This is a genomic window from Actinoallomurus sp. CA-150999 (assembly GCF_050942425.1).
Taxonomy (GTDB): Bacteria; Actinomycetota; Actinomycetes; order Streptosporangiales; family Streptosporangiaceae; genus Actinoallomurus.
In genome coordinates, this window is the sequence record NZ_CP192063.1 from 4,920,214 (window position 1) to 4,938,617 (window position 18,404).

Here is an 18,404-nt window from a genome sequence, read left to right on the forward strand (position 1 = left end):
CACTGATCCGCGCCTGACCGAAGCCGGACAGGAACGTTTCACGTGCGGTCCTGAATGCCGCGCGCCCGCGGCATTCGCCACCGTAGCCGGATCGCCAGCAGCCGGACCCCGAACGCCAGCGCGGCCGTGACGAGCGTCACGACGTATCCGCGCGCGCCCAGACCGTACGCGATCGTGGCGGTCGTCGCACCCAGGAGAGCGGGGACGATGTACAGCTGGCGATCGTGCAGGACGTTCGGCACCTCGCGCGCCAGCACGTCGCGCAGGATGCCGCCGCCGATCGCCGTCGTCACCCCCAGCGCGACCGCGGCCGGCGATCCCAGCCCGAACGTGAGGGCCTTCGTCGCGCCCGCCACGCTGAACAGCCCCAGCCCGGCGGCGTCGAGCACCAGCACGATTCGGCGGATGCGTTCCAGATGCGGATGCCAGACGACGGTCAGCGCGGTCGCCACGAGCGGGACGGTCGTGTACCCCAGATCCCGGAACGCCGCCGGCGGCACATCCCCGATGACCAGGTCGCGCAGCACCCCGCCACCCAGCGCGGTGATCTCCGCGAGCACCGCCATGCCGACGACGTCGAAACGCTTGCGCACGCCGACCAGCGCGCCGGTGATCGCGAAGACGAAGATCCCGGCGAGGTCGGCGACGTACTCCACGTCGGTACCGTGCACGGAGCTCACAGCTGGGATCATGCCGTGTCCGCCCCCGAACCGGCCACACGGGGTACCGCCTCGGTGACGTACGGAAACGCATCAGCGGACGACCAGGGCGTTCCGGCGGGGGTCGTGCTATCGGACGACCAGGGTGTGCGGGGGCGTGCTATCGGACGACCAGGGTGTTCCGGGGGGCGTGCTATCGGACGACCAGGGCGTCCGGCCCCCCGGGATCGTGCTACCGGACGACCAGGGCGTCCGGCCCCCGGGCGATGAGCTCGCCCACCACCGGCGCGCCGGGCACCTCACCGGCGACGAGCAGCCCGCCGGAGGTCTGGGCGTCGGCCAGCAGCAGCCGGTCCTCCTCCGGCACCCCGCCGAAGTCGGCGTGCGGCGTCACCCACGCCAGATTGCGGCGCGTCCCCCCGGAGACGTATCCCGCGCGGACGGCCTCCCGCGCCCCCTCCAGATAGGGCACGGCCGCGGAGTCCACCACCGCCGTCACGCCGCTCGCCCGCGCCATCTTGTACAGGTGCCCCAGGAGGCCGAAGCCGGTCACGTCGGTCGCGCAGCGGTGACCGCGTTCCAGCGCGGCCCGCGACGCCTCGGCGTTCAGCGTCGTCATCGCCGCGACGGCCTCCGGGAAGACCTCGCCCGTCGCCTTGTGCCGGGTGTTCAGCACCCCGATCCCGAGCGGCTTGGTGAGGGACAGCGGAGTGCCCGGCCGCCCGGCGTCCAGGCGCAACAGCCGCCCCGGATCCGCCAGCCCCGTCACGGCCATCCCATACTTCGGCTCCGGGTCGTCCACGCTGTGCCCGCCCGCCACGTGACAGCGGGCCTCGCGCGCCACGTCGAGCCCCCCGCGCAGGACCTCCCGCGCGAGCTCCATCGGAAGCGTGTCCCGGGGCCAGCCCAGAAGGTTCACCGCGACGACGGGGACGCCGCCGACGGCGTACACGTCCGACAGGGCGTTCGCCGCCGCGATCCGCCCCCAGTCGTACGGATCGTCGACGACCGGCGTGAAGAAGTCGGCGGTGGCCACCACCGCCCGGTCGCCCTGGATCCGCACGACCGCGGCGTCGTCGCCGTCGTCCAGCCCGATGAGCAGATCGTCCGGGCGCTCCGCGTCGATGAGCCCGGCCACGACCTCCTCGAGCTCCCCGGGCGGGATCTTGCAGGCGCATCCGCCGCCGTGCGCGTACTGCGTCAGACGGTAGGTCGCCCCGAGCGCTCCGCTCTCTCCCATACCGCGAAACCTACCGCGCGGCCGTCTCCCGGGCCCGGGACACCGGATCGACGGGAACCGGTCCGGTGACACGGGATCCACGGGGAGCCGGACGGGGACATCGGATCCATGGGACCAGGCCGGGGCACTGGATCCGTGGGAAGCGGGCCGGGCACTGGATCCATGGGACCGGGCCGGGGCACTGGATCCATGGAAAGCGGGCCGGGGACATCGGGGGTCCACGGGAACCGAGCCTGATAAATCGGATTCGTGGGGAACCGGGCGCGGATCAAGTGCGTCATTCAGGGCATGGCCCGGGTACTCGCGGCAGCCGTCGCGGCAATGCTCGCGTGGTGGGATCTCACCGACGCGCTCACCCCGTCGGCCGTCCTCTTCGTGGCCGCGACCCTGGCCGTCGCCGGGCTCATCGTCCTGGCCGTCCACCATGCCCCGACGGCGATCGCCGCGGACACGCCCGTACGCGCCGCCGCGCTCCGCGACCGCGCGGGCCGCTCCGCGCTCGTACGGCTCCGCGATCCCGACGCACCCGGCCGCCCGCGCGTCCGAGCCCCGTGAGACGAGGCGTTCTCGCCGCCGTTTCTTGATCACTGATGCCTGCCGCGTCTGCGTACGCGGCGGACACCGGTGACGGGCGCGGCCCTTCCGCCTGTCCACGATCTGCTCGAAGGGGCTCTTCTCCCATGCTCGCTGTTCTCGACGGCGCCGTCCGCGTCGCGTACGACCTCGTCACCGGACTGACCTCCGCCCTCCACCCGCTCACCGGCGGCCTCAGCGCCGCCCTCGCGATCGTCGTCTTCACCGCCGCCGTCCGCCTCGCACTGCTTCCCCTGAGCCGCCGCCAGGCCGCCGCCGGCCGAGCCCGCCTCCGGCTCGCCCCTCAGGTCGAAGAACTGAGGAGACGCCATCGCGACGACCCCCTGCGCGCCCACCAGGAGGTGACCGCGCTGTACCGGGCCGAAGGCACGTCGATGTTCGCCGGCATCGGCCCCGCCCTGCTGCAACTGCCCGTCTTCACCGTCGTCTACCGGCTGTTCCTGTCCCCGTCCGTCGGCGGCCACGCCAACCTGCTGCTCGCCCAGACGCTCTTCGGCGTGCCGCTCGGGCGGCGCTGGCTGCTGTCGGCGGGCGCCTTCGGCCCGCACGGCCTGGTCTTCCTCGCCGTCTTCGTCCTGCTGGCCATGGTCGCCTGGTGGACGTCGCGCCGCATGTTCGCGGGGCAGACTCCTCAGCCGGGAGCCATCGGGGCGGTCATGCGCCTGCTGCCGTTCGGCACCGTCCTGGTCGCCGCGTACGTTCCACTCGCGGCGGGCCTGTACCTGCTGACCTCCACCGCGTGGAGCGCAGCCGAACGCGCCATTCTCTGGCGTGGCACCACCGTGGGATGAGTAGGCTCAGCGGCGGAGGCGGGAGGGCGCCTGGTGGCCCCCGAGGTCTTCAAAACCTTTGGACGGCGCTCGGCGTCGTCGGCGGGTTCGATTCCCGTACGCCTCCGCCACTTCCCCTAATGTCCCGCTGACCAGGGAAAACGTCCCTGTCGACGCGCGTTGTGCAGGCCGCAGCGGGTGCCATGCTGTGCCAGCCTCGGCCTGCCCGTGCCAGCAGGCGCGGAATATACGCGGAATGATCTTCCTCTGCCTGGCCTGCCAGGCGGGGGGGGCCAAGTGACGGCGGCCGCCGCCCGGGCTGCGGCGCCTCGTGGCTACGTCCAGATCCCTCGATCGTTGCTGTACTCCTCCGGGCACAGCGCCTTGGCCGTGTGGGTCTGGGCGACCTACGAAACGCTCATGCCGCACGGGCTCGGTGGCGGCCGCGTCCCGGCGATCGCCCGCCGGCGGTTCGTCGCCGAGCGGGCCGGGACGTCGACGACCGCGCTCGACGACGCGCGCCGCCAGCTCCTGGCATCTGCGGCGGGCGGGCCGTACCTGTCCCGGTCGGCTCCGCGGGGTGCGAAGCGCAGCGTGAAGCACGCGGTCCTTCGGCTGCCGGGGGAGACCGGCGAGGCCTTCGCGCCGACACCGTCCTGGACGCTGGACCTAGTGTGGGCCGGGCGGCGTCGCCCGGTCGGCCGCGTTTCTCCGGATGCCTGGAGGCTGTATGCGGCGTGCGTCGATCGCGCCTGTCGCGAGGGTCGACCGCAGGCCTTCGACAGCACGGCGGGCCGTCTGGGGGCAGTCCTGCGAGCCTCGGCGGCCACCGGACGCCGCCGTCTGGCCGAGTTGGAGGGCGCCGGGCTTGTCGAGGTGACCGAGCGGCCCGGCGGCTGGCTGTCGATCCGCGTCGTCCTCGACGTCGACGAGGCCGCCGGCGTCGCCGAGACCTACGTCCGCGAGGGTCGGCGGCGCGTCCAGCCGCGTCAGGACCCCTCGCATATGGCGGCACTCACCCCGGGCAAGAACCGGCAGGAACCCCTTGCAGTTTCCGGCCCTCCACAGGAGTCACCCATCAAGGAGACACCAGTTGAGGAGGCACCGGCGGTTCCCGCCGTAGGCGAACAGACCCGCCGTTACGCGCGGGCGCGCGCGACGGCCGAGGTCGGGAAGCCGAAGACTCCGCGCAAGGGACGACCGACGCCGAAGCGGCCACAGCGGCGGGTGCCGCGCGCGGCCTCCGAGCTGTACCGGACGCTGCCTGTCGAGCTGATCCGGCACATTCCTGAGCACGGCTCCCGGCGGGTGCTGTCGGCAATCGCCGCGGAGCTGGAGCACCGCAGCCCGGCCGAGCTGGCCGACCGAATCGCCCGCAACTGGGAGCACTGGCGCTACCGGATCAGCGCGAGAGAGCCGGTACATGACCCGGTGGCTGTCGCGATCCGGCTCGCCCGCCGGGGCATCGACTGCCCGGACGTCCGCTGCGAGGACGGCCACCAGCTCGACCTGGACGCTACCTGCAAGGCCTGCGACCAACGTCAACCGGACACTCGGGCGAGGGCATGGCGCTCTGCGCTGACGTGCGAGCTCAAGATCGACGAAACTAGTGAGCCGTCACCGGATTGCGTCGACGTGCCGACGGTCGAGGCGATGAAACCGAACGTCGACGTCGCCCGCTACAGCGCCCTCGCCCGAGCGCTCCTTAACGCGCGTACCGATGCTGAGCGCGACGAGATTTTCGTCCAACGGGGCCTGGCTCGCTTGGCCTAGGCCTTTCGACTGTCCGAGATCACGTACATCCGCGACTCAGATTGCCCGCTCAGGCGGGATCTTCCGCGATTCACCTGCTTGCGCCAGGACACTTTGAGATGATGGCTGGTATCCGGTTTTTCTATGATCACAGATGGGATGCGGGTAATCGTGACAGATCCAGCCGACGGTGAAGGCGTTTTTGAAGTGGCAAATGAAGCTTCGATGGACCCGGAGAATCTGGGTAGCGATACGTTTGGATTTGAGGGCGAGCGATCTCGGCACGCAGAAGATTGGGGCGAGAAATATCGACTTGCTCGGGGACAGTACGAATCGTTCAAATTGCGCCTCGAGGCGCTTATTACGGACCTTATTCGCAGGTCGGAAGTTGATATAATACAGCTGGACACAAGAACCAAAGAGGTGGCGAGTTTTGTCGAAAAAGTCCAGAGAAAGGGGCAGCGTTATTCTAATCCACTCGACGACATGACTGATCTTGTCGGCGTCCGAGTGATAACACACTATGTTGAGGATGTGGCATTGATTGGCAAGCTAATCGAGCGAGAATTTCGAATTGATGCTGAAAATTCTATCAACAAAAGCCATTTGCTAGACCCTGATCGCTTCGGTTATGTCTCGGTCCATTTCGTAGCTTCCATTTCTGAGGCGAGGGAGGATCTGCCAGAGTGGAAGCCATACAAGGGGATCAGATTTGAGATCCAGGTTCGAACTGCGCTGCAACATGCGTGGGCGGCCGTCAATCATAAGCTTGACTACAAGTCGTCCCGCGAAATCCCGTCTGAACTGCGACGGCGACTGTTTCGACTCAGCGCGCTATTTGAACTAGCGGATGAGCAGCTATCGGGAATTCGCCGAGAGAGCTCTCGTATCAGCAGCGAATATGCTGCAGGGATTCAAGGTGGAAATTTTGACCTTCCGCTCAACAAGCTTTCGCTTGATGCCTACCTTAAATATCATCCGACGGTTGCGGCGGCCAGGGCTGCAATGGAAAGCTCGGGGCATCTTCTGTCAGACGAATCCGCCCTCTCCGATGAACAGCGAGAACTGGTGCGGCATAGGCTTCTTATCGCATTGCGGGCGGTGAGCATAGATAGCCTATACGGCTTTGATAGCTTTATCAGAGAAGAACTCCCATTGAGCTTGAAAGCAGTTTCTTCTGAGCGGAGAGAATCCAGCAAGGCGGGCATAAGTGCGGCCTTTGAAGTGCGTCTTTCGAGTAGATTGTTTGTTGCGAGAGGCGTTGCGAAGGAGGCCTTCCGTAAGGTTTTCAGTGAGGATAGTTGGGATAAATATGAGCTCGACCGTGAAAAGTACCTGGAGCTCGTGGAGGCAGTCCGAGGCTGAGTCGTTCGCGTCTTTCATCTGTCGCTAGGTTTTCGCATAATCGTGCCGCAATATGCCTCAATGTGTTCTAGCGCCAGAAACTCCCTTCCGGGAAGCGGGTCGGCTGGTCTTCTTACTTGCCCTGTTCGCGTCTAGCTTTAAATTGCTCGAACCGTTTTCGCAATACATAAATGTGATCTAGGAGCGCCTCGGTGAAGGCGAGAGCATCTTCAGCATCCACCCTGGCGACAGGCTGGCCAGTGTAGTGTGCGCCTTCATTGCCGACTACTCGTAGCGCATCCATCCATTCAGCCAAAGTATCATTTATTAGGCCGGATTCTTTAAGTTTCTCAAGACTTCTGGCTAGCGTTCTCTCTTGTACATTGTTTTCCTTGCATGTGCCCTCAAGTGTTCGGCGAACCATAACCACGGCGGCCGTGTATGCTTTGGCTTTAAAGCAGCTCGTCGCCTCGTTGTATTCTCGTCGTAGCGCCTCGGGAACTTCGAAGCTCAGATTTGGAGTTCCCGGATAAATGGTGTAGTAATCGCCGTGCTCGATGCCATCGCCGTAGTCTTCGCGAACCGAAACAGAGACCCCGCCGCAACTTCCGCACTGTTCCAGATTGTACTCTGTAGGAAGCTGCACTATATTATTTGGGAACTGTCTATACCGCCCATCGAAAGCGCGGCCTCGATTTTGGGCTAGGGACGGCTTCTCACAGTCCGGGCAGATGAACGCACGTGCCTGGGGATCGCCTGTCTCGTTCGACATATGAGTATTATCGCGCGTTGGCTCCAAGATGTCACCATCCATGCCATATTGCGCCTCATCGTTTCCTCAGAACGATTTTGACGGCCGGAGATCTGGCGGCGACCTAGCCGAGGACCCGCTCGCCGTCATGGATTCGCACGTACGGCCAGCCCCTATCAAGCGCGTCGAGTAGACGGACGGCGAATGCCTCTGCCATTCGGCCGGTGACCGCGTCGCGATCGAGCCATGCGACGGCGGCGGCCTCCTCGGTCGGATGCGGCTCACCGGATAGTGGCCGACAGCGGAAGACGAGTGAGACGATTCCGCGCTTCATGTTCTTGTAGACGCCGGTGAGCACCTCGGGCTCGACGTGGACTCCGGTCTCTTCGAGAACTTCCCGTCGGACGGCGTCGCGGGGGTCTTCGTCGAGTTCGACGATGCCGCCTGGTTGCACCCAGGCGCCGTTGTCCGCTCGCTTGATCGCGAGAATACGGCCGTCTTCTCTCACTACAGCGGCGCCCGCGCTGACGGAGTGACGGGGAAGGCTGGCTGGGTAGCCGTGCTTCTCGCCGACGGTGAACGTCCTCGTTCGCGCTTCTTCAGGGCGAAGCAAGGTGACCCCATTATGTGTACGTATGGCCGGTGCAGCGCTAGCGCGGTAGGCGTCCAGCACCCGGTAGGCGAATACTTCTGTCGTCAGCGCGGCGACTTCATCGGGTGAGACCCAGCGGAATGCGTCAGCTTCGGGGTTCGTTGTGAGCTGGCCGCCGAGGGCGCGGCAGCGGAAGGTCAGCGCGACGATGCCGTGGGCTATGTTCTTGTACACGCCGGTGAGGGCTTCGGGCTCGACGGTGAGTCCGGATTCTTCTTTGACTTCGCGGCGGAGCCCGTCGGTGATGGTTTCGTCCAGTTCCAGGACGCCGCCTGGAGGTTCCCAGCGGCCGTTGTCGCGTCGGCGGACGAGCAGCGCCCTGCCGCAGTCGTCGATGACGATGCCGGCGACGGCCACCGAGTGGCGAGGAAGGTCGCTCATCTCGTCTCATCCTCGCTCGGCTTCGGCTCGGGGAAGGCGATGAGGGCGGCTGCCTTGTCGTCGTGTGTCTTGGGGCGGCGCCAGCGCTCGCAGTTAGGGTCTCCGGCTTCCGCCTTATGGACAGTGTCGACGAGCGCCTCCAGTCCATCGGTGAGAGCGAGGGCCAATGCCGATGGCCAGGACGGTGGGACGTGATATTCGTCGATGCCGCAGCTGACGCCGTCGGTGACAGCCAGGACGGCGCGTACGTCTTCAGTGGGCCAGCTGCGGACGATGGCGCGATGGCCGGCCTCTGGGGTCGCTTCGGCGATCCAGTAGCCGTCGGGACGGTTCATGCGCGCAAGCTTGGCTGGCCGTGTGGCGCGGATAAGCTCCTGCAGGTCGTCGATGTGCTGACCGGCGTCGCGCCGCAGCCCGGCGACGACCACGTCGTGGCGGCTGTCGCGAAGAACGTCAGTGCCTCCGTCGCGGCCGAAGACGACGATGGGGCTGTCGCCGAGGACCAGGCATTCGATGTGGTCGTCGTCCCACCGGGCGATCGAGACCGTGCTCGCCGGCGCTTTCCCAGGGATGAGGGAGTGCTTCTTGGCGACGTGGTCGATGGCGGTGGCGAGGACATCGGGGAGTTCGGCGGCCGGATCGACTTCGAGCAGTTCGAGGATGCGTTGACCGAGCGCGTCGGGGTACCAGCCGCTGCGATCTCCGTCCGAGCGCAGCGGGCTGACGCCGTCCAGGACAACGACCGCATTGTCGGCGGCGAAGACGCGGTCTTCGGACCGGCCATCTTCCCCTGGGCGCTCGGCGATGTGAACGCGCGCTGGCGGCCTCATTCGCCAGGCCTCCCTGCGCGATGTGTCATCCGGCGTTCCTCCAGCCTCAGTCCGTCACCGGCATTTCGTAGCAGAAAACGTACCGGTCGCCGGCCAGGATGCCCTGCAGAAGCTCGATCGGTTTGTCGTTCGAGAACGAGACTCGGTGCAGTTCGGCGACAGGCGTGCCGGGCTCCAGCCGCAACGCACGGACCTCATCCGGCGTCGGCATCCGCAGAGCGATCTCTTCACGGACCCGGGTGAGCGGGTAGCCGAGCTCTTCCAGGACCCTGTAGCCGCCGCCGGGCCCGGTGCGCTCCTCCATGATTCGTGTGCCGGTCACCAGGTCGAGTCGGTAGTAGCTGTCGGCGAGCTGTGATGGGTGGTCATCGATCCAGAAGCGCCGTCGGCGGACGAACACCGGCGTCTCGGGCGCGAGGTCGTACCACTTCGCCACCCATTCCGGCGCGGGGACTTCGGCGAGTTCGGTGACCTCCTGGCGCCACTTCAGTCCGAGCTCTTCGACTTCTGCCTGGAGAGGTGCCTTGCCCTGGTCGCGACGCCATCGCGCGTAGCGGTCGGATCCCACGCGGAGGACGGGAGGGCGTTCCCGCACGAACACGCCGCGCCCCGGCATGCCGACGACGAGCCCTTCGGTCTTCAGGAGGCTCACGGCCTGGCGGGCTGTCTGTGCCGAGGTCCCGTACCGCTCGACGAGTTCGCGTTCAGAAGGCAGCCGGGCACCGGGTTCGAGCGCACCGCTGTGAATGTCGTTGCGCAGGTCATCCGCTATCTGCCGGGAGGGAGAGCGCGGGTCCGTCGGGTCGATCATCCTCACATCCTACGCAACCTCACTAGCGAGGTTGTTGACCCGGGTGCCGTCAGAGGGTTACCGTGCCTGCAAGCTCACAACCTCACTAGTGAGGTACCGAGATGGGGTAGCTGTTCTCGATGAGCTTTCTGTCCGATTAGCCCCCGTTTTCCCGTGAGGTCGATGTGCACGGCAAGGACGTTGAGCCCGGCGGCCTATACGCGCTCCGCCCCTGGCAGAAGAGGGGAAAGCCGCTCCGCTGCGTACGAGCGATCCGCGCGGAAGGTGCGTCGCTGGTCTATGAAGGCCCCGACGGGCAGGAATGGCTCGGCAACCTCTCTCGCGTCGTCGGGCCGTGGCAGCCCCACGAAGACGCCCGCCTCGCCGCGCGTGAGGCGGTCGAGGAGCTGTACCAGGCGCAGGAATCCCATCCCGGACGGATGGTCTTCGGATGCGCCGTAGCGGTCGAGCACGGCTATCGCGACTTCCGCATTCATGTGACCTGCGAGCTCGAGGAAGCCCAGCGTCTCGCTGAGCTGATCTCCGTACCGCAGCGTACTGACGACAGCGGCTCCGGTGCTGGCACACCGGAGCCGCCCATCGAGTCGAGCTGAGTTCCCAACGAATGGAGATCGACCCATGCCCACCGTAGCCGAACCGTTCCAGCCCGAACGGCTCATGACCTCGGCCGAGGTCGCAGAGGCCTTCCGCGTTGATCCGAAGACCGTGACGCGCTGGGCGGCGGCCGGCCGGATCCGGAGCGTCCGGACGCCGGGTGGTCACCGCCGGTTCAGGGAGTCTGCCGTCCGCGCACTCCTGGAGGAGACCGAGGGGGCCGACCGATGACGCGGCACCCTCACGAGCCGATCACCCGGCAGAGCGACGTCGGGCACTCGTTGCCCGATCAGATGGAGCGTTTCCAGGAGCTGACCTGGCGCGATCTGTACGCCCGATCGATCGCGGCGCTCAAGGAGCGCGACCAGTACGACCCGACCCGCCACGGCGACGCGGCGGACTGCGCGCCGCTGACGCTCGCCGAGCACCTGGAGGTGCTGGCGCTCGGCGACGCGATCGGCCGGCACTTCCGGCACCCGGCCCACGTCGACCAGGCCGTCAAGGCCGGCGCGAGCTGGCGGCAGATCGCCCAGGCGCTCGGTGAGGACGAGCAGGCCGTACGCGAGGCCTACCGGTCGTGGGCCGACGGCCAGCGGCACCTGCACCAAACCAGCGACGGCGCATTCGGGCTCAGCGAGGCCGAGCACGCCGCGGCGATCGCCCGGGCGGGAGGTGAAGACCGATGACACGCCAGACCTACCCGCGCTCCGTCGACCGGGGCATCGGCGACGACGTCACCGCGCTGCCGGCCTCCGTGCTGCGTCACCGCGTCGCCCTGGGTGACTGCTCGGGCCTGGCCACCAACGAGTGGTTCCCGCCGGAGCCGGACGTCAAGTACCCCGAGGCGCGCACCAAGTACGAGGCCGTGGCCAGACAGCTGTGCGGCGGCTGCCCGGTCATCGCTGAGTGCCTGGAGCTGGCCCTGCGGGCCGAGTCGCGGCCGTTCGTGATCCCGCACGGCGTCTTCGGCGGCCGCGCGCCGTGGGAGCGCCAGGCGCTGATCCGCGCCCGCCGGCGCCGCGCTCACGCCGCCCGTCTGCGTGACCAGGCGGAGGAGGTGTCGGCATGACCAAGCGCGTGATCAGCATCGAGATCGACGTAGCGGGCCTGGAGGGCTACAGCGACGCGTTTTTGGTGACCTGCTGGCACGTCGCCCAGGCCAACCCGCAGGACGGCTTCGCCACCGAGACTCCCGGCGAGCTGGCTGAGCGGATCGGCCGAGAGATCATCCGCCGCTGGCTGGCCACCGTTCAGCCGGAGCTGTGGCATCACCAGGGCCGCCACTACTACTGGCGCGAGCTGACCAAGCTCGCCCGGTACCAGCCCAGCGACCCGGAGTGGACGAACGGGACCTGGGTCCCACGCGCTCTGGACGAGACGCCCGAGGCCGCAGGGGGTGCCTCGTGATCATCCCCCTCCGCCTTCCGAACGGGCTGCCCGACCTGGGCCGCCTCGGCGAGTGGGCCGCGGTCTGCGACCGGTGCGATGACCGTCGGCCGATCCAGAAATGCTCGACGTGGTTGGTCGGCCGTAGCACCAATGCGGCCGTGTACTGCCCGCCGTGCGCCTTCGCGCTGGCCGCCGAGCTGATCGGCCAAGTCAGCAGGTGCCGCCTGGCCCTGGTCCGACTCCAGACGGCCGTCCCCCGGGCCATCGCCGCGCTGGCCCGCAAGGAGGTGCACCAGTGAGCAAGCAGACCACCACCCATAAGCAGATCGAGTTCTTCGTCGTCATGACCGTCCAGGGAAACGTGGACGGCATCTTCCGGGCACAGACCCGGACCACGACCGGTGCCTTCGACCCGGCCACTCGTGCCCACATCTTCGCGTGGATGCAGAAGCACTTCCCGCCCGAGCTGGCCGGCCTCCCGGTGGTGTTCTTCTCCGCCGAGCCGAACCGCATCGCGGGGGAGGTGCCGGCATGACGAAGGCTGCCAAGCTCGCCCAGGCCGCCAAGGCGGCCGCCGAAGTGCGGGCCTACCAGACCGACCCGGACGTCGTCGCGCTGCGCGTCGAGCGAGTGCGCGGCTGGGTCGACCGCCTCATCTGGACCGGCATGGTCCTGGGGCTGCTGTTCACGATGGCCAACGTCGCGCACTTCGCCGCCGGCGACGCCAAGAAGTGGACGCTGCCGTGGACCACCGCCTGGCTGCTGGACCCGATGGTCTCCCTCGTCCTTATCGGCGTGCTGATGGGCGAGCAGGTCATCAACCGGCACAAACTGGAGGCCGGCGGCTGGGTCCGGACCACCAAGTGGGTCGCGCTCAGCGGCACGTACGCGATGAACACGTGGTCGGCCTGGGCCGCGCTGAACCCGGCGAAGATCCTGCAGCACTCAGTACCCGTGGCGATCGTGTTCTGCGCCGCCGAGGCGGTCGTGACAATTCGCCAGAAGATCACCGAGGCCGTCACGGTCGCCTACGAGCAGGCCGCCGAACGGCGCACCGCTCTGGAGCAGACCCGCGCGGATTCCGCACCGTCCGCCACGGACGACAGGCAGCAGATCCGCACGCAGTCCCGCACCGAGCCCGCACCGTGTGCGGACGAGACCCGCACGGACAATCCGCACGCGCCGGTCCGCGCGGAATTTCCGCAGCCCGCGCCGCATGCGGATTCCGCACGTCCCCTCGCCCGCGTTCCCGCAAGCGGAAACGGGAGCGGAAACGCTGTCAGGTCCGCGGACGGGGCTCCGCCGGTCGACCGGGATGCGCTGGTGGCCGAGCTGGCCGAGCAGATCCGCGAGGCCATTCGTGCTGGTGAGAAGTGGCGTCCGGACTATCCGGAGCTCATGGAGCACACCGGCTACAAGCGCCGCTGGTGTGAGGAGGTCGTCCGCGACGCCCGCCACACCGTGCTCCGCGCGGACGCCCCTGAGGACGACACGGACTCGTCCGCGGATTCCGCACCGGACAGCGACCAAACCCGCGCGGAGACTCCGCAGGCCGTCCGTGCGGAGGCCACGCGGAACGCCCCTGCTTCGCCGGATGCGGATTCCACCAGCGTTCCCGCACGCGGAAACGACACCGAAGACGCCGACCCGGCCCACGACGCGGCCGAGGCCACCGAACTGGCCGGGGTCGGGGGTGAGCGGTCATGACGACGGTCACCGGTACCGACATGCGTCAGCGGCTGCGCCTGCTGGAGTGCCAGCACGCCGAACTGCTCGCCCACGCCCGCGCGGCCGTCGCGGCCGCCCGGCGCGGGGAGCTAGACCCGACCGGCTACATCGCCTGCCTCCTGGAGGAGCGCGGGCAGCTCCCGCCGCCGGAAGCGACCCCGGGCGAGCTGCTGGCCCAGGCACACGAGTGCGGCGCCCTGGTGGAAGCCGCCCTGGGAGGAGGTGAGCGGTCATGACCACGCCGACCACGACGCCGTCGCTGCTGGAGGCCGAGCTGGCTGCCGTGCGCGGCGAGCTGGCCCGCGTCGACGGCAAGTGCTCCACGCTGGCCGGCCTGGCCGGTGCGGCGCTCGCGCTGCTGATCGCCTCGCTCAAAGGCAGTGACTTCGCCAATCCGTGCTGGTGGCTGGTGGGGACGGCGACCCTGCTCATGGCCGGTGCGGCCCTGGCGCTGCTGACGGTGCTGCGGCCCCGTCTGGGCACCACCGGGTTCCGCCGGTACGCGGCCATGACCACTGCGCAGATCGAGGGCCTGGCCCACGCCAACGAGATCAAGCGGACCCGGTTCGCGGCCGAGGACCTGCGGACCCTGTCCGAGATCGTCAACCGCAAGTACCTCGGGCTTCGCCTGGCGGTCGACCTGGTCCTGGCCGCGGTTGTGTGCGTCGCCGCCGCGCTGGTCGAGGCGGTGATCGCATGACCGCCCCCACGATGGTCCAGCAGACCTTCCCGCACGTCGCCCGCAAGACGTTCCAGGGCGACGCGGCCTCGGTCGCCGAGGTGCGGGTGTTCCTCGCCCAGGCGCTCGCCGGCACCGGCTTCGACGTCGAGGACGCGGTCCTGGCCGTCGACGAGCTGGCCGCCAACGCCGTCCTGTACAGCCGCTCCCGCAACGACAAGTTCGACGTGTGGGCCGGATGGTCCGCCTCGATCCTCCAGGTCCTGGTGGTCGATGAGGGCCCGCTGCCCGAGACCGAACGGCCGGTCGAGCTGGAGCGCTGCGGCGGGCAGGGCCTGCGCATCGTCAAGACGCTGACCAGCGACTACGGGTCCTACGACGACCCCAACGGATGCCACGTCGCGTGGTTCCGCCTCACCCTTCCGGCCGACCCCAAGGGGGCCTGACTATGAACAACTTCGACATGCTCGCCCGCACGCTCCGTCGACAGACCATCTCCCGCTCGACGATCACGGCCGTATTCGCGGCGATCGGCGCGGTCGGCGTCACCGTCGCCCACCTGGAGATCCCGGTCCGCCACGGCGCGGCGGTCGCCATGCTGGCCGGCCTCGGCGTCGTAACCCTGCTGGACCTACCCGCGAACTGGATCCAGGCCCGCTATGAGCTGCGGATACCGTCCTGGTCGCCGCGTTCCTGGTCCGCCGGGCGCCGCTGGTACGGCCCGCACCGGCCGGTCACGGTCGTCACCGGCACCGAGGTCCAAGTCGGCATCGCCCTCGACTGGACCGACTCAGGTGGTGAGTACGGCGCGGGCATCTGGGTCCTCGTCCTGACCTGGACCAAGGACCCCCAGGCCACCACCACCGCCTGGTACCCGCTGTCCCAGCTTCAGGCCCCGTACCGACCGCGGCTTCCGCGCCGCCGGATCCGCTGGGCCTCGATGTTCCGCTGCAAGGCCACCGGTCAGCGGCTGTTCACCAGCGGGCACCGGCACGCACACCGTCTCGGCCCGCGCTACCGGTGCCGCCCGAGCCTGTGGAGGCTGTGGCCGGCCCTGGTCCGCGAGACCGGCCTGCCCGCCCTCCCTCGTGGGGATGAGCGCTGATGGCCCGCAAACTCCGCGTCCCGAAAGTCGTCGACACGTTCGCGGTCGCCTTCATCGCCGGCGGGATCACCTGGATCGCGCTGACCTCGCACTACCTGCGCTGCCCGCACACCCCGGCCCTGGTCATCTCCTGCGTGGCCGGCGGGATCGTGCTCGGCACCTACGTGCGGCGGCCGGTGCTGCGACTCGGCCCGGTGCGGATCAGCATCGGCTCGGCCCGCCACGGCCGATCGCGGAAGGGGGCCCGGCGATGAACCACATCCCCCTCATCACCGACGCCGAGCCCCGCCGCTTCGACGTGCGCGGGATCGCCCGCGGGATCTGGTCCGTGGTCGTACTGCTGGTCAGCGCGGTCGACCACTACCTGGCCGCGCTGTTCGGCATCCCACCCCTGGCCTGGTGCGCCCGCCAAATCGGCGGCGTGATCCGCGACGCCTACCGCCAGGGCCGCTACGGGCCCGCCAGCGACTGCACCACCGTCGTCCAGGCCGTCTACGACGGCGAGTTCGTCGACGACCAGCCCCAGCGGAAGGAGACCCGTTGAGCAGGAACCGCATCCCCGAACTCGAGGTCATCGAGTTCAAGGGCGCCCAGTCCATCGCTGAGTACTCCCGCAAGGCCCGGGCGCTCGGCCGGGACCTGGCCGCCGAGTTCGAAGCGGCATCCGAAGAGATCAAGGCGGTGCTGGCGGCCCAGTCGGGCCACCCGCTGCTGTTCGGCATCGATGTGAAGATGCGGGCGCGCAAGGTCGCCCGCCGCCTCAGGCGCGCTGCCGAGCTCGGCCAGGGCATCGCGACCGAGGCCGTGCGCTTCAACAGCGAGTTCCGCATCCAGTTCGCCGAGGTCATCAACCCCCGGCCTCGCCGCAACAAGAAGTTCGACTTCAACGACGAGTAACCCCAGCCCAGACGAAGGGAGTTGACGCTGATGGCTCGCAAGGGCGCCAACACGGTCACGGTCATGGAGGACACCTCCATGGAGCGGCTCGTGGCCCGTGGCATCTCCAAGCTCGCGCCGCTGGCCCCGCCGTGGATCGTGGTGGTCCTGGCGGTCATCGGCGCGGCGATCTTCCACCACATGTGGGGCCGACCGGGTACGGCCCCGTGGGCGGCGATCCTGCTCACCGCAGGGACGCTGGTGCTCACGGGGCTGACCTGGCTGGTCACCCACGAACGACGCGGCCCGATCGGCCGCGCCCACTCCACCCTCACCACCTTCCTCGCCGGCGGCTGGATCACGGCCGCGACCATCACCGGGCCCGGTGCTCCTGCCGTGAAGTCCCTGGCCGTCGGCGGCGGCGCGATCCTCGCCCTGTCGTGGAACATTCGGCACGTGATCCGGGATCACCACGGCGATGGCCAGCCCGGCGACGCGCTGAACTTCCTGTTCAACCGGAGCAAGGACACTTTCGGCCTAGAGGGCGCCCAGGCCCACACCAAGAAGGCCGGCGAGCACAAGATCGAGGCCACCCTGTCGCTGCCATCGGGTGAGAAGTCCGTCGACGACGTGCAGAAGAAGGTCGACTACATCGAGGGCGGCATGGGCCTGCCGCCCGGCTCGGTCAGCATCGCCCCCAACCAGGACCGCGCCGACTTCGCCCACATGACCATCTCCGACCCGCGCGTGATGAAGGCCCCGATCCCCTTCCCGGGTCCCTCGCTGGCCGGTGCCTCGATCGCCGCGCCGATCCGGCCCGGCCTGTGGCAGAACCTGGACCCGGTCCAGTACGTCATCACCGGCCACCACCTGCAGCTCATGGGCATGGTCGGCTCGGGCAAATCCATCGGTGGGGCCTGGAACATCCTGGCCGAGGTCGTCACGCGCCACGACGTGGCGGTGTTCGCCGCCGATATCACCAAGGGAGAGCAGACCCTGGGCCCGCTGCGCCCGGCGCTGCACCGCTTCGAGACCACCGAGGCGGGCGTGAAGAAGATGCTCAGCGAGCTGCACTTCCAGGTGAAGCCTCGTACGGACTGGCTGTCGGCCCACGGCTACCAGAAATGGGTCGAGGGCTGCGGGCTGGCGTACTGGCTGGTCTGGCTGGAGGAGTTCCCCGACATCGGCGACGCCATCGACATGGAGCTGTTCATCAAGTTCCTCAAGGCCTGCCGCTCAGCCGGAATCGGCGTGGTCATGTCCCTGCAGCGCAGCGACTGGACCCAGATGCCCACCATCGCCCGCGGCCAGCTCGCCAAGATGTGCTTCGGCGTCGCCGACCCCGATGACGCCGACTTCGGCCTCACCACCATGCAGGACAAGCGCGGCGCCCGCCCGGACCTGTGGCAGAACAAGCAACCCGGCATGGCCTACCTCGACGCCCCCTCCATCCCCGAAGAGCTGGTCGCGCTGCCCCTGCGGACCTTCGCCTGGGGCGAGACCGACAACGAGGCCAACGAACGCATGCACGCCTACACCGCCAACTACCCTGCGGCCGCCAAGAAGGCCGACCACTTCACCGCCGAGCTGATGACGCCCGGCGGTGCGGCCGCCACCGCCCCCGCCGGCGGGTCGGTGCTGCTGACCAAGGCCCAGCGAACCCGCGCCGCCGGATCGGCTACGCCACCCCCGGCGATCGCGGCGGCCGGTGCCGAGCGCGAGGACCAGGACGACGAAGAGGACGTGACCGACGTGGCAGCCGAGTACCTCAAGACCGACGACCCCAACCCCGACAACACCGCAGGCCCCGACGACCCGATCGACGAAGACGGCTACGACGACTTCACCTTCGCCGAACCGCCGGGAGACAAGCTCCCACCCGAAGAAGCCCGCCGGCTGCTGCTCGGCACGATCGAGGACTGGGCCGCCGAGGGCCGCGAGCACTTTCAGACCAAGGACCTGGCCCCGGTCTGGATCCGCGCGAAGATGACCCGCCAGTGGGCCCAGAACCACATCCGCGCGCTCATGAAGGACGGCGTCCTGGAGCGCGACGACGAAGGCCGGTACGTCATCCTGCGCCGCCCGGAGGCCGCGTGAACCGCGCGTCGTTGCACCCCTCGTTGCGCCCCGCGCGGGGGCCGGGGGGTGCAACGCGCGGCCGGGTCCCAGGTCACACGCCCGTTGCACCCCGCGTTGCACCAGCGCATTGCGCCCCCGTTGCGCCCCCCCGTTGCACCCGCGTGCGGGCA

At 68.4% G+C, this 18,404-nt stretch carries 26 protein-coding genes and 1 tRNA gene; 21 read left to right on the plus strand and 6 right to left on the minus strand.

The features are described 5' to 3' along the window. Positions 1-38: 38 nt before the first annotated feature. The gene (locus ACQP2O_RS22980) at positions 39-680 is read right to left on the minus strand and encodes a trimeric intracellular cation channel family protein (RefSeq protein ID WP_433188686.1); all 642 of its coding nucleotides are present in this window, start codon (positions 678-680) and stop codon (positions 39-41) included. 211 nt (positions 681-891) lie between these two features. After that, positions 892-1,899 (minus strand): selenide, water dikinase SelD, encoded by a 1,008-nt coding sequence (selD, locus tag ACQP2O_RS22985; RefSeq protein ID WP_433188689.1) that lies wholly within the window; start codon positions 1,897-1,899, stop codon positions 892-894. 288 nt (positions 1,900-2,187) lie between these two features. On the opposite strand from selD, the gene ACQP2O_RS22990 reads away from it, so the two are divergent. The 5 genes from ACQP2O_RS22990 to ACQP2O_RS23010 all read left to right on the plus strand — a co-directional run bounded on the left by ACQP2O_RS22990 (position 2,188) and on the right by ACQP2O_RS23010 (position 6,380). Continuing rightward, positions 2,188-2,454 carry a DUF6412 domain-containing protein gene (locus tag ACQP2O_RS22990; protein WP_433188693.1) on the plus strand — a complete coding sequence of 89 codons (267 nt, stop codon included), beginning with the start codon at positions 2,188-2,190 and terminating at the stop codon, positions 2,452-2,454. Positions 2,455-2,579: 125 nt separating this feature from the next. Continuing rightward, on the plus strand, positions 2,580-3,284 hold the full coding sequence (locus ACQP2O_RS22995; protein ID WP_433188696.1) for a YidC/Oxa1 family membrane protein insertase: 705 nt from the start codon (positions 2,580-2,582) through the stop codon (positions 3,282-3,284). Positions 3,285-3,298: 14 nt separating this feature from the next. Beyond that, positions 3,299-3,394: transfer RNA gene (locus ACQP2O_RS23000), tRNA-Sec, on the plus strand. 289 nt (positions 3,395-3,683) lie between these two features. Then, on the plus strand, positions 3,684-5,036 hold the full coding sequence (locus tag ACQP2O_RS23005; protein ID WP_433188699.1) for a hypothetical protein: 1,353 nt from the start codon (positions 3,684-3,686) through the stop codon (positions 5,034-5,036). Positions 5,037-5,174: 138 nt separating this feature from the next. Next, on the plus strand, positions 5,175-6,380 hold the full coding sequence (locus tag ACQP2O_RS23010; RefSeq protein ID WP_433188702.1) for a GTP pyrophosphokinase: 1,206 nt from the start codon (positions 5,175-5,177) through the stop codon (positions 6,378-6,380). A gap of 112 nt (positions 6,381-6,492) precedes the next feature. Here the strand turns inward: ACQP2O_RS23010 and ACQP2O_RS23015 are convergent, their stop codons facing one another. From ACQP2O_RS23015 to ACQP2O_RS23030, 4 genes are all read right to left on the minus strand, one after another. Beyond that, the gene (locus ACQP2O_RS23015; protein WP_433188705.1) at positions 6,493-7,005 is read right to left on the minus strand and encodes a DUF4145 domain-containing protein; all 513 of its coding nucleotides are present in this window, start codon (positions 7,003-7,005) and stop codon (positions 6,493-6,495) included. Between the two features lie 229 nt (positions 7,006-7,234). Further along, positions 7,235-8,143 carry an NUDIX hydrolase gene (locus ACQP2O_RS23020; RefSeq protein ID WP_433188708.1) on the minus strand — a complete coding sequence of 303 codons (909 nt, stop codon included), beginning with the start codon at positions 8,141-8,143 and terminating at the stop codon, positions 7,235-7,237. After that, positions 8,140-8,973, minus strand: a complete 834-nt coding sequence (locus ACQP2O_RS23025; protein WP_433188711.1) for a protein phosphatase 2C domain-containing protein — start codon at positions 8,971-8,973, stop codon at positions 8,140-8,142. Before ACQP2O_RS23025 ends, ACQP2O_RS23020 begins: the two co-directional genes overlap by 4 nt. Before the next feature lie 46 nt (positions 8,974-9,019). Then, the gene (locus ACQP2O_RS23030; RefSeq protein ID WP_433188714.1) at positions 9,020-9,784 is read right to left on the minus strand and encodes a GntR family transcriptional regulator; all 765 of its coding nucleotides are present in this window, start codon (positions 9,782-9,784) and stop codon (positions 9,020-9,022) included. 164 nt (positions 9,785-9,948) lie between these two features. Between ACQP2O_RS23030 and ACQP2O_RS23035 the strand changes: the two genes are divergently transcribed. Genes ACQP2O_RS23035 through ACQP2O_RS23110 form a run of 16 tightly spaced genes read left to right on the plus strand, consistent with a single transcriptional unit; the run spans position 9,949 to position 18,252 of the window. Then, positions 9,949-10,377: a hypothetical protein gene (locus ACQP2O_RS23035; RefSeq protein WP_433188717.1), complete on the plus strand. Its 429-nt coding sequence runs from the start codon at positions 9,949-9,951 to the stop codon at positions 10,375-10,377. 25 nt (positions 10,378-10,402) lie between these two features. Continuing rightward, entirely contained in the window at positions 10,403-10,609 is a 207-nt protein-coding gene (locus tag ACQP2O_RS23040) for a BldC family transcriptional regulator (RefSeq protein WP_433188720.1), read from the plus strand. After that, on the plus strand, positions 10,606-11,064 hold the full coding sequence (locus ACQP2O_RS23045) for a hypothetical protein (protein WP_433188723.1): 459 nt from the start codon (positions 10,606-10,608) through the stop codon (positions 11,062-11,064). The genes ACQP2O_RS23040 and ACQP2O_RS23045 overlap by 4 nt, the downstream gene beginning before the upstream one ends. Then, positions 11,061-11,447, plus strand: coding sequence for a WhiB family transcriptional regulator (locus ACQP2O_RS23050; RefSeq protein ID WP_433188726.1), 387 nt, complete (start codon positions 11,061-11,063; stop codon positions 11,445-11,447). The genes ACQP2O_RS23045 and ACQP2O_RS23050 overlap by 4 nt, the downstream gene beginning before the upstream one ends. After that, positions 11,444-11,785, plus strand: coding sequence for a hypothetical protein (locus ACQP2O_RS23055; protein ID WP_433188729.1), 342 nt, complete (start codon positions 11,444-11,446; stop codon positions 11,783-11,785). The genes ACQP2O_RS23050 and ACQP2O_RS23055 overlap by 4 nt, the downstream gene beginning before the upstream one ends. Then, positions 11,782-12,066 (plus strand): hypothetical protein, encoded by a 285-nt coding sequence (locus tag ACQP2O_RS23060; RefSeq protein ID WP_433188732.1) that lies wholly within the window; start codon positions 11,782-11,784, stop codon positions 12,064-12,066. The genes ACQP2O_RS23055 and ACQP2O_RS23060 overlap by 4 nt, the downstream gene beginning before the upstream one ends. Beyond that, the gene (locus ACQP2O_RS23065; protein WP_433188735.1) at positions 12,063-12,302 is read left to right on the plus strand and encodes a hypothetical protein; all 240 of its coding nucleotides are present in this window, start codon (positions 12,063-12,065) and stop codon (positions 12,300-12,302) included. Before ACQP2O_RS23060 ends, ACQP2O_RS23065 begins: the two co-directional genes overlap by 4 nt. Next, complete coding sequence (locus ACQP2O_RS23070) at positions 12,299-13,474, plus strand: hypothetical protein (protein WP_433188738.1); 1,176 nt, start codon at positions 12,299-12,301, stop codon at positions 13,472-13,474. Before ACQP2O_RS23065 ends, ACQP2O_RS23070 begins: the two co-directional genes overlap by 4 nt. Continuing rightward, complete coding sequence (locus tag ACQP2O_RS23075) at positions 13,471-13,731, plus strand: hypothetical protein (protein ID WP_433188741.1); 261 nt, start codon at positions 13,471-13,473, stop codon at positions 13,729-13,731. Before ACQP2O_RS23070 ends, ACQP2O_RS23075 begins: the two co-directional genes overlap by 4 nt. Further along, positions 13,728-14,195, plus strand: a complete 468-nt coding sequence (locus ACQP2O_RS23080) for a Pycsar system effector family protein (protein WP_433188744.1) — start codon at positions 13,728-13,730, stop codon at positions 14,193-14,195. The genes ACQP2O_RS23075 and ACQP2O_RS23080 overlap by 4 nt, the downstream gene beginning before the upstream one ends. Beyond that, a complete protein-coding gene (locus ACQP2O_RS23085) occupies positions 14,192-14,620 on the plus strand; it encodes an ATP-binding protein (protein WP_433188747.1) in 429 nt (142 codons plus the stop codon). Before ACQP2O_RS23080 ends, ACQP2O_RS23085 begins: the two co-directional genes overlap by 4 nt. Before the next feature lie 2 nt (positions 14,621-14,622). Next, positions 14,623-15,279 (plus strand): hypothetical protein, encoded by a 657-nt coding sequence (locus ACQP2O_RS23090; RefSeq protein ID WP_433188750.1) that lies wholly within the window; start codon positions 14,623-14,625, stop codon positions 15,277-15,279. Further along, a complete protein-coding gene (locus ACQP2O_RS23095; RefSeq protein ID WP_433188752.1) occupies positions 15,279-15,533 on the plus strand; it encodes a hypothetical protein in 255 nt (84 codons plus the stop codon). Before ACQP2O_RS23090 ends, ACQP2O_RS23095 begins: the two co-directional genes overlap by 1 nt. Further along, on the plus strand, positions 15,530-15,823 hold the full coding sequence (locus ACQP2O_RS23100; RefSeq protein WP_433188755.1) for a hypothetical protein: 294 nt from the start codon (positions 15,530-15,532) through the stop codon (positions 15,821-15,823). The genes ACQP2O_RS23095 and ACQP2O_RS23100 overlap by 4 nt, the downstream gene beginning before the upstream one ends. Further along, positions 15,820-16,176: a hypothetical protein gene (locus ACQP2O_RS23105; RefSeq protein ID WP_433188758.1), complete on the plus strand. Its 357-nt coding sequence runs from the start codon at positions 15,820-15,822 to the stop codon at positions 16,174-16,176. Before ACQP2O_RS23100 ends, ACQP2O_RS23105 begins: the two co-directional genes overlap by 4 nt. 30 nt (positions 16,177-16,206) lie before the next feature. After that, positions 16,207-18,252, plus strand: a complete 2,046-nt coding sequence (locus ACQP2O_RS23110; RefSeq protein WP_433188760.1) for a hypothetical protein — start codon at positions 16,207-16,209, stop codon at positions 18,250-18,252. Positions 18,253-18,404: the final 152 nt, after the last annotated feature.

What these genes read in the sequence shown, in the direction of transcription:
- selD (WP_433188689.1), bottom strand. Translation starts at nt 1,899, where the DNA reads ATGGGAGAGAGCGGAGCGCTCGGGGCGACCTACCGTCTGACGCAGTAC.
- ACQP2O_RS22990 (WP_433188693.1), top strand. Translation starts at nt 2,188, where the DNA reads ATGGCCCGGGTACTCGCGGCAGCCGTCGCGGCAATGCTCGCGTGGTGG.
- ACQP2O_RS22995 (WP_433188696.1), top strand. Translation starts at nt 2,580, where the DNA reads ATGCTCGCTGTTCTCGACGGCGCCGTCCGCGTCGCGTACGACCTCGTC.
- ACQP2O_RS23005 (WP_433188699.1), top strand. Translation starts at nt 3,684, where the DNA reads ATGCCGCACGGGCTCGGTGGCGGCCGCGTCCCGGCGATCGCCCGCCGG.
- ACQP2O_RS23010 (WP_433188702.1), top strand. Translation starts at nt 5,175, where the DNA reads ATGCGGGTAATCGTGACAGATCCAGCCGACGGTGAAGGCGTTTTTGAA.
- ACQP2O_RS23020 (WP_433188708.1), bottom strand. Translation starts at nt 8,143, where the DNA reads ATGAGCGACCTTCCTCGCCACTCGGTGGCCGTCGCCGGCATCGTCATC.
- ACQP2O_RS23025 (WP_433188711.1), bottom strand. Translation starts at nt 8,973, where the DNA reads ATGAGGCCGCCAGCGCGCGTTCACATCGCCGAGCGCCCAGGGGAAGAT.
- ACQP2O_RS23030 (WP_433188714.1), bottom strand. Translation starts at nt 9,784, where the DNA reads ATGATCGACCCGACGGACCCGCGCTCTCCCTCCCGGCAGATAGCGGAT.
- ACQP2O_RS23040 (WP_433188720.1), top strand. Translation starts at nt 10,403, where the DNA reads ATGCCCACCGTAGCCGAACCGTTCCAGCCCGAACGGCTCATGACCTCG.
- ACQP2O_RS23045 (WP_433188723.1), top strand. Translation starts at nt 10,606, where the DNA reads ATGACGCGGCACCCTCACGAGCCGATCACCCGGCAGAGCGACGTCGGG.
- ACQP2O_RS23050 (WP_433188726.1), top strand. Translation starts at nt 11,061, where the DNA reads ATGACACGCCAGACCTACCCGCGCTCCGTCGACCGGGGCATCGGCGAC.
- ACQP2O_RS23055 (WP_433188729.1), top strand. Translation starts at nt 11,444, where the DNA reads ATGACCAAGCGCGTGATCAGCATCGAGATCGACGTAGCGGGCCTGGAG.
- ACQP2O_RS23070 (WP_433188738.1), top strand. Translation starts at nt 12,299, where the DNA reads ATGACGAAGGCTGCCAAGCTCGCCCAGGCCGCCAAGGCGGCCGCCGAA.
- ACQP2O_RS23075 (WP_433188741.1), top strand. Translation starts at nt 13,471, where the DNA reads ATGACGACGGTCACCGGTACCGACATGCGTCAGCGGCTGCGCCTGCTG.
- ACQP2O_RS23080 (WP_433188744.1), top strand. Translation starts at nt 13,728, where the DNA reads ATGACCACGCCGACCACGACGCCGTCGCTGCTGGAGGCCGAGCTGGCT.
- ACQP2O_RS23085 (WP_433188747.1), top strand. Translation starts at nt 14,192, where the DNA reads ATGACCGCCCCCACGATGGTCCAGCAGACCTTCCCGCACGTCGCCCGC.
- ACQP2O_RS23090 (WP_433188750.1), top strand. Translation starts at nt 14,623, where the DNA reads ATGAACAACTTCGACATGCTCGCCCGCACGCTCCGTCGACAGACCATC.
- ACQP2O_RS23095 (WP_433188752.1), top strand. Translation starts at nt 15,279, where the DNA reads ATGGCCCGCAAACTCCGCGTCCCGAAAGTCGTCGACACGTTCGCGGTC.
- ACQP2O_RS23100 (WP_433188755.1), top strand. Translation starts at nt 15,530, where the DNA reads ATGAACCACATCCCCCTCATCACCGACGCCGAGCCCCGCCGCTTCGAC.
- ACQP2O_RS23110 (WP_433188760.1), top strand. Translation starts at nt 16,207, where the DNA reads ATGGCTCGCAAGGGCGCCAACACGGTCACGGTCATGGAGGACACCTCC.